General features: G+C 40.3%; 10 protein-coding genes and 1 tRNA gene. 6 read left to right on the top strand and 5 right to left on the bottom strand.

Features of this window, described 5'->3' with window-relative positions:
• Positions 1–43 precede the first annotated feature (43 nt).
• On the bottom strand, positions 44–739 hold the full coding sequence (locus IL356_RS06405; protein ID WP_225621401.1) for an NUDIX hydrolase: 696 nt from the start codon (positions 737–739) through the stop codon (positions 44–46).
• 603 nt (positions 740–1,342) lie between these two features.
• On the opposite strand from IL356_RS06405, the gene IL356_RS06400 reads away from it, so the two are divergent.
• Positions 1,343–1,744: an SRPBCC family protein gene (locus IL356_RS06400; RefSeq protein WP_192466533.1), complete on the top strand. Its 402-nt coding sequence runs from the start codon at positions 1,343–1,345 to the stop codon at positions 1,742–1,744.
• A gap of 288 nt (positions 1,745–2,032) precedes the next feature.
• On the opposite strand, the gene IL356_RS06395 is transcribed toward IL356_RS06400, so the two are convergent.
• Positions 2,033–2,114: transfer RNA gene (locus IL356_RS06395), tRNA-Leu, on the bottom strand.
• Between the two features lie 241 nt (positions 2,115–2,355).
• Between IL356_RS06395 and IL356_RS06390 the strand changes: the two genes are divergently transcribed.
• The 3 genes from IL356_RS06390 (at position 2,356) to pth (ending at position 4,693) form a co-directional block, all read left to right on the top strand.
• The gene (locus IL356_RS06390; RefSeq protein ID WP_121850264.1) at positions 2,356–3,297 is read left to right on the top strand and encodes a ribose-phosphate pyrophosphokinase; all 942 of its coding nucleotides are present in this window, start codon (positions 2,356–2,358) and stop codon (positions 3,295–3,297) included.
• Between the two features lie 41 nt (positions 3,298–3,338).
• Positions 3,339–3,986 (top strand): 50S ribosomal protein L25/general stress protein Ctc, encoded by a 648-nt coding sequence (locus tag IL356_RS06385; RefSeq protein ID WP_121850265.1) that lies wholly within the window; start codon positions 3,339–3,341, stop codon positions 3,984–3,986.
• Positions 3,987–4,063: 77 nt separating this feature from the next.
• Positions 4,064–4,693 (top strand): aminoacyl-tRNA hydrolase, encoded by a 630-nt coding sequence (pth, locus tag IL356_RS06380; RefSeq protein WP_121850266.1) that lies wholly within the window; start codon positions 4,064–4,066, stop codon positions 4,691–4,693.
• Here pth and IL356_RS06375 read toward each other — a convergent pair.
• Positions 4,680–5,360 carry a hypothetical protein gene (locus IL356_RS06375; protein ID WP_162987949.1) on the bottom strand — a complete coding sequence of 227 codons (681 nt, stop codon included), beginning with the start codon at positions 5,358–5,360 and terminating at the stop codon, positions 4,680–4,682. The two genes, pth and IL356_RS06375, sit on opposite strands and share 14 nt — an antisense overlap.
• Entirely contained in the window at positions 5,357–9,145 is a 3,789-nt protein-coding gene (locus IL356_RS06370; protein WP_121850268.1) for a reprolysin-like metallopeptidase, read from the bottom strand. Before IL356_RS06370 ends, IL356_RS06375 begins: the two co-directional genes overlap by 4 nt.
• Before the next feature lie 52 nt (positions 9,146–9,197).
• On the opposite strand from IL356_RS06370, the gene IL356_RS06365 reads away from it, so the two are divergent.
• Together IL356_RS06365 and IL356_RS06360 are read left to right on the top strand one after the other, a co-directional pair.
• A complete protein-coding gene (locus IL356_RS06365) occupies positions 9,198–10,124 on the top strand; it encodes a bifunctional riboflavin kinase/FAD synthetase (RefSeq protein WP_121850269.1) in 927 nt (308 codons plus the stop codon).
• Between the two features lie 119 nt (positions 10,125–10,243).
• Positions 10,244–11,566 (top strand): HTTM domain-containing protein, encoded by a 1,323-nt coding sequence (locus IL356_RS06360; RefSeq protein WP_121850270.1) that lies wholly within the window; start codon positions 10,244–10,246, stop codon positions 11,564–11,566.
• Here IL356_RS06360 and IL356_RS06355 read toward each other — a convergent pair.
• Positions 11,563–11,943: a VOC family protein gene (locus IL356_RS06355; RefSeq protein ID WP_121850271.1), complete on the bottom strand. Its 381-nt coding sequence runs from the start codon at positions 11,941–11,943 to the stop codon at positions 11,563–11,565. The genes IL356_RS06360 and IL356_RS06355 overlap by 4 nt on opposite strands.
• Positions 11,944–11,967 lie beyond the last annotated feature (24 nt).

Here is an 11,967-nt window from a genome sequence, read left to right as displayed (position 1 = left end):
CGGCACTTGACAATACCATTTGATTGGCACATAGAGTTGAGTTTTAAATATTAAAGTTTTTGATGTGGTTGTATTTCTCTTCATCTAACTCATAGAGGTAGGCCCCTTTTTTAGATTCAGATTTGTCTTTCTCGTCGAGTTTTACGAGAAAATCCATTGAGTTGAGTTTTTTTCTAAAATTTCTTTTGTCGATTTCTTCTCCCAAAATAGCTTCGTAGAGTTTTTGAAGCTGTGGCAACGTAAATTTCTTCGGTAAAAGGTTAAACCCAACCGGGCCACTTTTAATCCGTCGACGGAGCCGCTGCATCGCCGAGTCGACCATATCTTTGTGGTCAAAAATAAGCTCGGGCAAACCATCTATGGGAAACCATTCGGCCTGGTAACTTTTAACAAGCTCATCATTGTAATCTTTCTTGAGCACTAGAGCACTGTACGTAACCGAAAGTACTCTTTCATAGGGGTCTCGGTGTGCCTTGCCAAATGTGCGCACTTGCTCCATATACACATCATCAAGCCCTGTTAAATCGCTCAATACACGATGGGCCGCCTCATCTAAATCTTCTTCATTTAACACAAAGCCACCAATCAGCGACCAACGATCTCTTTCGGGTTCAAACCCTCTATGGACCAACAACAATTCTAGTTTACCATCATTGAACCCAAAAATCAAGCAGTCTACCGCTACGGTAATTTGCTGCACTTCTTTGTAGGCACGATTGATTTGAAATGGTTTCTGCAAAACGCTTTAAATTTTAGGGAAATAAATATAGAAAAAAATAGTGTTTATTGTACACTTTTTGAAGTTGGCTATCAATCTTTAGTAATATAATACCCAAACTTGGCAGAAAGCATTTGGATAAGCACTTAAATTTAAGGCTTTTCAACTTTAATGTTCACTCAAAAGTTGGATAAGAAAGAACGCTCGATAGTCAATGAATAGAAAAGTCTTCCATATAAATAGATGAATGGTTAGTTACAAAAATTGGAGTACCGGTTATTGGTTAGCATCAAGAATTTACCAATTAAAAGAGTAAACCGTAAACAGATTAGTATAGTCATATATCAACCTATGGATTAGAGCTAAGGGGGAACTTTTTAACAAGACCATAGACGGGCAGGATACTCTGTCATATTAGAAATATGGCTGCCGAAGAACTAAAAGCATTTTTGCCAACGCTCGGTACATCTTATCAAATATCGATCTAAAGCACTGCGGCATTTGAACTAAAAATTTTATGATTGACAAAAAACTATTGATATCTTTTTTAGAAGATTCTCATTTATACTAGAAATATAACTGCACAGAAGAAAACAAATTTAGGATATGGACAACCCTCTAATAATGGAATTCTTTTATAATGCCCCAAAAAAAGATGTTTGGGAGGCAATGACGAATTCAGAAAAAATGAAAATATGGTACTTTCCGCAACTAAAGGAATTTATACCAAAAGTTGGTTGTGAGTTCAAATTCGAGGATATTGGCGATACCTATCGAAAAAAATGGGTCGTAACCAAAATTAACAAACCTGACACATTAGCGCACATTTGGGCTTATAAGGGTTACCAAGGGGTATCTGAGGTTACATTCGACCTATTTTCTACTGATAGCGGAACAAAAATTAGAATCACACATACGGGTCTTGAAAGTTTCCCTGATGACCCTCATTTTAAAAGGGAAAGATTTGAATGGGGATGGAACAATCTACTTGGCAAAAATTTGAAAATACTTTTAGAGAAAAAGTAAATACTTTATCATACCCTAATAAGATTCGGAGCAAATATCAAATTTGAGATTCTTTAAAACTTAAAAAAGGACATAAGTCGTATTCGTGCTATTAGAATTCCTTCTATAATGTGGTCCCTCGCCTAATTGACCCTGCTATGTAAAATCGCAGAAAACTGTTTGAAGTATAGCCTACTTATAATTTATTGGCGCACAGAATTGAAAGAGAACTATTAAATTGACAGAATTAAATTGCAAGGCTATAAAACATAAAACCCCGTCAATCAATTAATTAACAGGGTTTTTCAGTACCTTGGGTGGGAATCGAACCCACACTCCCGAAAGAACTGGATTTTGAATCCAGCGCGTCTACCAATTCCGCCACCAAGGCATTTTCATCCGCTTTTTGTTTTTCACTCCATTACCTTATAAGTGTCCAAGAAGCGCGTCTACCTTCCGATATCTATCGGAAACGCCACCAAGGCGAAAACGGACTGCAAAACTATAAAATATTTTTATATCCATCCCAAAAAAATAACAAGATTTATCCTTTAGCAACACAAATAAATTTCTAAATTTGCACCTCCCTAGAAAAAAGGGACGACAATAAACTAGTTCACAACATTTTATCAATGCCCTATCAAGTTCCCGAACCTAAGATTTTTGCTTGTACGCAAAGTACTGAACTAGCAGAAAAAATTGCCAAATCCTACGGTACGGATTTAGGTAAAGTTCTGTTTTCAAGGTATAGCGACGGTGAGTTTCAGCCTTCTTTTGAAGAGTCGGTGCGCGGGGCACGAATTTTTATCATCGGTTCTACGAACCCTAGTTCGGAAAACTTAATGGAAATGTTGTTGATGCTCGATGCAGCGAAAAGAGCTTCGGCAAGACACATTACTGCCGTGATGCCTTATTTCGGTTGGGCACGCCAAGACCGAAAAGACAAGCCAAGAGTACCTATAGCAGCCAAATTGGTAGCTAAAATGCTAGAAGCGGCCGGCGCCACCCGTATCATTACTATGGATCTGCACGCCGATCAAATTCAAGGTTTCTTTGAAAAGCCTGTCGACCACTTGTTCGCCTCTACTTTGTTTTTACCTTATCTAAAAAAACTAAATCTCGACAACTTAACCATTGCTTCGCCCGATATGGGAGGTTCGAAAAGGGCATATGCCTATTCGAAAGCTTTGGAAAGCGATGTTGTGATTTGTTACAAGCAACGGGCCAAGGCCAACGTAATATCACATATGGAGTTGATTGGTGACGTACAAGGCAAAAACGTTGTTCTGGTAGACGACATGGTAGACACTGCTGGTACGCTTACCAAAGCCGCCGACCTGATGATGGAAAGAGGAGCAAAAAGTGTGAGGGCCATAACAACACATGGTCTGTTGTCCGGCAAGGCATATGAGAGAATAGAAAATTCACAGTTATCGGAACTGATCATCACAGATTCAATTCCGACCAAAAAAGACAGTTCCAAAGTAAAGGTACTGAGCTGTGCAGATCTATTTGCCGATGTGATGCACCGCGTGCACCACAACACATCTATCGCCTCTAAGTTTTTAATGTAAGGGCGACCAAAGAAGTATTTTATTAACTATTTATACATAAAATGAAGTCAATTTTAATTAAAGGATCAGAAAGAGAAAGCGTGGGCAAAAAGGCAACGAAGGCCCTACGTAATGCTGGAAAGGTTCCTTGCGTAGTTTACGGAGGGGAAACACCTTTACACTTTTCAGCAGAAGAACTAGCGTTCAGAGATTTAGTGTATACCCCGGCCGCACACACTGTGCAGATTGACTTGGGTGGCACCAAAGTAAACGCCATTATGCAAGACATTCAGTTTCACCCAGTGACTGACAACATTTTGCATATCGACTTTTATCAGTTATTTGATGACAAAGAAGTAACCATGAACATACCTGTTCGTCTTCAAGGTAATTCTCCTGGGGTTAGAAACGGGGGGCGTTTATTGTTCAGAAAGAGAAAGCTTGCCATCAAAGCTTTACCTGACAAATTACCTGATTTCTTCGATATTGATATCTCTAAATTGAGAATCGGGCAGAACATTACCGTAGAAACATTGTTAAGCGATGATTTCACCATTCTTCACCCTGATACAACTGTTGTTGTTCAAGTTAAAACTCAGCGTTCGGCGGTAGTTACCGATGACGAAGAGGAAGAAGGTGATGAAGATGCCGAAGGAGCTGAAGCTGCAGCACCAGAAGCAGCAAGCGAAGGAGGAGAAAGTCAAGAATAAACTTTTTCACTTTTAAAATATAAAGCACTCCATTTAACCTTGGGGTGCTTTTGTATTTTTACGGAAATTTGAAAAACATGCTTTCTTTTCTAAAATCACTATTCAATAAAGACAAGACCATTTTAGAAGAACCAGACCTAATGAAAAAATTTTTAATCGTAGGCCTAGGAAACATAGGAGAAAAGTATTCGGAAACCCGGCACAATATCGGTTTTAAGGTTCTTGACGCATTGGCCGAAAAAGAATCGTTTACTTTCGAGACCCAGAAACTTGGCGATGTAGGCACCTTTAAATACAAAGGTAAAAGCGCACTCTGCCTAAAACCTTCTACCTATATGAACCTTAGTGGTAAGGCACTCAAATATTGGATGGACAAAGAGAATATTAGCTTAGAAAATGTCTTGGTCATTACCGATGATATCAATCTGTCTTTTGGTACCATTCGGTTAAAAACAAAAGGAAGCGCCGGAGGCCATAACGGACTTAAAGACATTCAGAATACTTTGCAAAATACCAATTACAACAGGTTCCGTTTTGGGGTGGGTGCCGATTTTGGTAAGGGCAGACAAGTAGAATATGTTCTTGGCGAATGGTCTGAAGAAGAAAAGAAATCACTTTCGGAAAGATTGGAAAAATCAGTTGAAGTAATAAAGTCGTTCATGTTTGCGGGTGTCAAAAACACCATGAACAATTTTAATGGCACCTAAAATCGACAATGCCAGAATCTGAGGTGTTGCCTTCAGAATCTGTTGTAACAACCCTCCAATAATAAACCGTATCGTGTTCAACGCTTACGCTACGGGCCTCTATATTACCATTTACACTAGCCAAAAGTTCCTCTGGCGGGTTTTCTGTGGAAAAATAAACATCGTATTGAACGACATCGTCATCTAAATCGGCACCCGACCAATTCAAGGTCACCTCATTGTTAATGTCACGAAACACAGTTGCACCCGGTTCCGGATTAAGTATTTCAGCTGGGAATGGCACATATGAAGTTTCAGTACCTGGGTTATAAAAGAACCAAGAACCACTACTAGCGGTCTTGTTGGTTTTTGAATTACTTGAGATTACCACCCAAGAAAATGCAGCACCCTTGCTTAAAGAAAGGGTCTCTACCGTATTGCTGGTAATTTTATTGTGAACCGTACCCGTTTCAAGATTGGTCACTTGCAGTTCGTAGGTTTCGGTATGGTCAGATGCCAGCCAATTGAAGCGCACTACACTACTAGTACCATTGTCGCTCTGAAGTGGGGTGCATTCCGAATTTTTGGCAGGTGCCACAAGGGTAGCCGCTTCTGGTGCCTTTGGCGAATCTTTTTTGCATCCGACAAAGAACAACGCACATACTATGTATACAATTATCAATCTCATTGCTTGATCACCTTGACAGATTCTGATACGCCTTCGCCATCCAATCTTATGACATACATTCCCCTTGGGAGACCTGTAAAGTTTAAATCAACTTCCCTATTGCCATTAACAACATGTTGTTTTTGTAAAACAAGCTGCCCATTAGATGCAAAAATACTGATAGAAACCTCCCTCTCAACGGAACCTAACCAAACTTTTGTCGATTCTTTAAAAGGATTGGGAAATACCATCGTTCGATCATTTAGAACAAATGTATCTTGAAAAACACCCTGACATGTATTGTCAGTAGAAACCGTTAGCAAGTTTTTACCGCTAGACAAATCTAAGAGCATAGTACTCTTGTCCGTTTTGATAATATTACCGTTCAATTCAATGGTATAAAGTTGTGAACCCGACATATTGAGCGATAGCTGGCTTCCGTTTTCAACAATAACAGCAGTAACCCCCAGAGCTTCTGGTTGAGAAACAAATACCTCAAAACAATATTCTTCATAAACCATATCGGTAGCCGAGCCCACTATACAAACTTGATAACTGCCAGAACTGAGGTTCTCAGCCAAATAAGAAGTTGTAAATTCATCACTGATATCGATCCCGTTACCAGAAAGCGAAATAGTATAATCTAATTTCAATTTCGGCTCGATGGTTATCTTTCCGTCATCATTGTTTCGACATGATTCACTTTCTACAGAAACAGTGAAGTTATCAGTTGGAAAACGAAATATTTGACACCCTGAAGTATTTACCTCGACACCCTCGGGAGTGCCCAAACACAAATCGTCACCATCATCAAAAACGCCATCATTATCGGCATCTGGCCTAAATTGACCCTCAACACAGATATCCAAAGAAAAATCAATAAGACCGCCGCCGTCAGATGAAGCGTTGTCCGCCACTTCCAAAATCCACTCACCATAGACAGATTCCCCATTAAATGAACTTAGCGTTCCCAATGGCTGTACCGTACCGCTAATCGCGTTGGCACCGTCAAGACCGCAAATAATCGGATCTCCGTCATCATCAAATGTTGCTTCGATGTTCTGCAAATCGCCACATGAATTTGAAAGCAACGTAACCGTAGTACCCTGAGGAGAGATTAGACGAACCACCAAATCGGCCGTAAAGCTATGTTCGATATTAAGGTTTACGTTTAAATCGGATACCGGCAAATCTTCAAAAAATGAAATGGAAGACCTGATTTGCGGAGTACCCACCGCAGATATCTCTAAAGGTAAATTCACCGCTTCTTTACTTTCGCAACTTACTTGTACGGTGGTAAAACTATTGGCAGCGTTAAAACTACCTGCACCACATGTATTTAATGGGCGAACCCTCCAATAATAAGTGGTTTGATTTTGCAAATCGGTAGGCGTAAAAAAGTTAGATGTTACCGTTGCAACTTCTACGATATTGGAAAAACTTGAATTGGTGGCTATCTGTACCTCATATGAGGTATAGGAGGCGTCACCTTCCCATTGCAACTGTGTTTTTACCGAAGCGTGGTCGGTACCGTTTTCAGGTGCGGTCGCCTGTATAGGCGTGAAGTTATTATCATAAATATTTATAACCAAAGGCACCTCTTTGACCACACTGTTCGATGTAGCCAAAACACGTATTGGATAACTACCTTCAAGAACATTTTCAGTATTTTCAAATAAGAGTTCTACATCGACCCCACCTGTTATAACGGTATCGGGCTCAATTGTCACTGTTAGATTTTCAGGGAGGTCTTCCACGGAAAACACTACCTCTTCACTAAAGCCCAAATAAGTTTCGTAAGCAAATGGTACCGTTAAATCGTTGAACTGACATACTTCATACTCTAAAGACTCAAAATTCATTACGATTTCCGATACCTCAATTGAAAAATCGACCGCATTCACTGCATAGTAAATATTATCGACCGGTCTCACCATAATTCTTGCTTCGGAAGTAGGGATGGCGGGTACAATAATGTTATGCGAACCGTCATTGGCGACCCCTGACGCGAGAACAGTACTGAATGTCTGCCCCCCATCATTTGATAAAAGAATATCTACAAATTCAGTACTTATTGGAGCTATATCGGTGTTGGAAACATCCCATTCTACCGTTTCGACTTCACCGGCCACTAAATTTGAAGAGGTCGTTTGTGATGTTACCGCAAAAGGTCCGCTATTATTGGTTACCAAAATATTCACCAACTCGGAAACAACCTGCCCCCCACCCTCGGCATTATCGCGAACGGTCAAGGCAAAGTTCAGTTCCCGTTCCACATCGGAAACCGTCTCCCACGCGGCTCCTTGAGTAGGGTTTTCTTGAATAAGGTTACCATTTAAAACCCGAGACAATTGAGGAAAATATCTTGTACCTGAAAGATTCGGCGGTCTTGACCTGAAATTGGCACCACTGGGGTTGGTCGGGCCAAAGGTAGCACTTGTTACCACCCCGTTATCTATTTGCTCCCATGTATAGGTCAGCACATCTTCGGCGTCGGAATCGGTAGCATTACCCGTTAAAACAAACGCTGTTGATTTAGGAATGATATAATCTTCTACCGGTTGCACCACAGGCGGTTCATTGACCAAAGAAAAAGCCTCACCACAGCTTTTGGTTCTTAGTGTTTCTGTAATTTGTTCGATACTTACATAGTGAAGATAATCGTCACCATTGGGCGCCACATTATCATTTTCAGTGATACCGGCGTATCCCATAATAGTTGAACCGCTTCCAGGCTCTACCTGCACCAAAGTACCTTCAAGCTCATAAGACCAAGTGTGATTAGCACCTAGTTGATGGCCAATTTCATGTGCGACAAAATCGAGGTCAAAAACATCGCCTTCGGGTTGCTGCCCTGATGAATAGGCGCTTCCTTTTTGTCCGTTAGTACATATTCCCCCTATAAATCCTGCATTACCGCCATTTTCGCCTTTGTGAAGTACGTGCCCCAGGTCGTAGTTAGAAACACCGATTTCATCATCAAAAGTTCTTTGCGCTTGATTACCCAACGCCGAAAGGCTACCACTGTAAGGGTCGGTAGAGGGATTGGTAAAAACCACCCTATCATTAGTCGGCACTAATTCCAATGTAACAGCGAGGTCGGTCTCAAAAACCTGATTGACCCTAGTTAAGGTTGCATTGATGGCTGCCAAGGCATCGGCCTTTGTACCACCGTGATGCTGCGTATATTCCGCCGTTGTAGAAATAGCGATTCTATATTTTCTTAAAAGCTGATCGTCAACAGGTTTTGCCGTTAAGTTGGCCCCTGATTGAAGAATCTTATCTTGGGTGCGACAGATGAAATCAAAATCTTCGGCATTCTTCGATGTGCGCTTATATATTACATATTTATTGTTACTTGACTTCTGTATGTAACTGTTATGCCCTTCACTTGAATTGACAATCATGGCCTGTACGTCTTTGTGCGATGTACTAAACCTGATTTTCTGACTTGGGTTTTGCAAGGCGTGACCCCTATATGATTTTATTTCGGGATACTTTTCCGACAATGCCTTTGAAAAAACAGAGGTTTCTTCAACCACATAAGAGACAATCTCCCCCTTACTATTAGGAAAATATACAACCTGTTTTCTACCTTTCGAAGTGGTCGAATTGCGTAGTTCTTCTCTAAAGAGTTTCTCTTGAAAATTAAAAACTTGACCGTTCTGTACCTTAAAATCTTTCAGTGCCGATCGGCCAGCATTGTTTTGCGAAGAAAGTTTTTCCCAATATTTGCTCTGCCCTGAAGCGTAAAAGGAGAAAAATACTATTGTAATTGAAAAAACAAGACGTAATTTTGTAACCATTCAGGGGTATTAACGCAATCTCAAATATAAGCCTTTTTATTATTTTTAGTACGTGGTAACAGTCCAAAGCCTATCCAAATACGATGAACAGCATCCCACGGCCATTACCATAGGCACATTCGACGGTGTGCACATTGGCCATAGAAAAATTCTAGATAGGCTCATCAAAAATGCTGCCACACTTAATTTAAAATCAACTGTACTTACATTTTTTCCCCACCCAAGAATGGTATTGCAAAAAGATGCAGACATTAAATTGTTGAATACCATAGATGAGAAATGTAAAATTCTAGAAAATTTAGGTCTTGACCAACTCATCATACACCCATTCACAAGAGAATTTTCTAGATTGACCGCTACCGAATTCGTGCGTGACATTTTAGTAAACGACCTCAAGACCAAAAAAATAATCATTGGTTACGACCATCGATTTGGCCGAAATAGAAACGCTAACATTACAGATTTAAAAGCTTTCGGAAGCACTTTGGATTTTGAGGTGGAAGAAATACCGGCCCAAGAAATCGATGAGGTTTCGGTGAGTTCAACTAAGATCAGAAAGGCACTTGAAGAAGGCGACGTACAAACCGCCAATTCTTACCTAGGGTATAACTACATGCTTACAGGAACCATTAAAAAAGGTAAGGGCCTCGGTAGGCAACTTGGCTTCCCGACAGCAAACCTGCACATAGCAGAAGACTATAAATTAGTACCCAAAAAAGGGGTCTATGTCGTTCAAAGCCAAATAAATGGCAAACAGATATTTGGGATGATGAACATTGGATACAACCCCACTGTCGCCGGAAAGGAAAAAAGCACTGAAATCAATTTCTTTGATTTTAGTAAAGATTTATACGGTCAAAAAATTCAAATCGAAATTCTAAAGAGAATACGCGACGAACATAAGTTTAATTCGGTAGAAGAATTAAAAAATCAACTTGAAAAAGACCGCCAAACTTCAATTTCATTTCTCTCAAAATAAATCAAGATTTTCATCGCACGGAAGGGTTTTGTTGAAGTTTTGCAATCGTTAAGATTGATTTCAAAACCGGAATTCACCAATAACTTAATACCTTTGAGACTTCCATTTCATTGCCGAACATGAAGCGATTGCTATTTACGAAAATCGATAATTCGCCCTTAATTATATTCCGTGTATTTTTTGGAACTTTGGTAATGCTTGAGTGCTATGGGGCGATAATTACCGGGTGGGTAAGAAGAACCTTGGTAGAGCCTCAGTTCACCTTTAACTTTATAGGTTTCGATTGGCTTCAGCCCTTGCCAGGCTATGGCATGTATATTTACTTTTTTATCATGGGCACCCTCGGCATATTCATTGCTTTGGGCTATCGATATCGCTTCAGCACCATTGCCTTTACTCTTCTATGGACAGGCGTTTACCTAATGCAAAAAACATCGTATAATAACCATTATTACCTATTGATATTGATTTCAGGGATGATGTGCCTTTTCCCTGCCAACAGGGGCTACTCCCTAGATGTTCGTAGAAATCCCGAACTCAAAGCTGACAGTATGCATTCCTATATTAAATGGGCAGTGGCACTTCAACTTCTAATCGTATACACCTATGCCTCGATTGCGAAATTGTATGCCGACTGGTTAGATTTTGGAATTATCAAAGTTTTGATGTTGAACAAAGCCGAATACCCAATTATTGGCGCTATTCTTCAAGAACCTTGGATTCATAAGATAGTCGGTGTTTTCGGAATAATCTTTGACCTACTTATCATACCGGCCCTTCTTTGGAAACCCACTAGAAAGGCCGCCTTTGTTGCTTCTATTTTCTTCCACCTATTTAATTCTGTAGTATTTCAAATAGGCATATTTCCTTATTTATCCTTAGCCTTTACGGTCTTCTTTTTTGAACCTGAAACCATTCGAAAGATATTCTTCAAGCATAAAGTTCCTTACGTATTAAAACAGTTGCAAATACCCACAAATACCAAACTTATTTATGTCTTAGGGTCTACTTATTTTCTTGTTCAACTTTTGCTGCCACTTCGCCATCATTTAATTAAAGACGATGTTTTATGGACGGAGGAAGGGCACCGATTAAGTTGGCGCATGATGCTGAGAAGTAGAGGCGGCACCGTAACCTTTCAGGTCGTAGACAAAGACACAGGCAATGCAGAAAAGATTGACTTAAAAGAATACCTAACCAACAAACAATTACGCAGAATCGCCACCTACCCCGATTTTATTTGGCAGTTCGCCCAACGGTTAAAAAAAGAGTACGCCGAAAAAGGCAAAACCATTTCTGTATATGCCCTAAACTCAAGGGTAAGTATTAACGGCAAGCCTTACAGGGCATTTATTGACCCAAAAGTGGACTTGGCCGCTGCCAAATGGAATTATTTCTGGCACAACCCGTGGATTTTGCCCGGGCCGAATTCCGAAGACTAAAACTTGACTTTTCTTTGACACAGTTGCAATGGCATGCCCCAAGGATCTCTCAACATCACTAAATGACTTCCGTCGGGTTTGAATACCTCCTCGACAAATGTGGCTCCTTCCGCGACCAAACGGTTTTTATCGTCTTCTGCATTGTCGGAAACCATGGCCATGTGAAAAGTCAAGAAATGCTGCTCGTCAAACTCGGTTATAGCCTCATCGGGCCTATAGTAAAGCTCTATGAATACACGACCTCCAGAATCCGCCAAAAAAGTCATAAACGGAGGCTCTGTTTGGGCGCTGGCAACTTTCAACCCTAAATGCTTTACATACCAATTCACTTTATCAGTGATATTGTTCACATTGATGGCAAAATGTTCAAAAATCATTTGTAACGTATTTTAATATACCCC

Source organism: Euzebyella marina (assembly GCF_014855515.1).
GTDB lineage: Bacteria > Bacteroidota > Bacteroidia > Flavobacteriales > Flavobacteriaceae > Euzebyella > Euzebyella marina.
The sequence above is the reverse complement of the archived record's forward strand: the minus strand, read 5'-3'. Positions and strand labels throughout refer to the sequence as shown.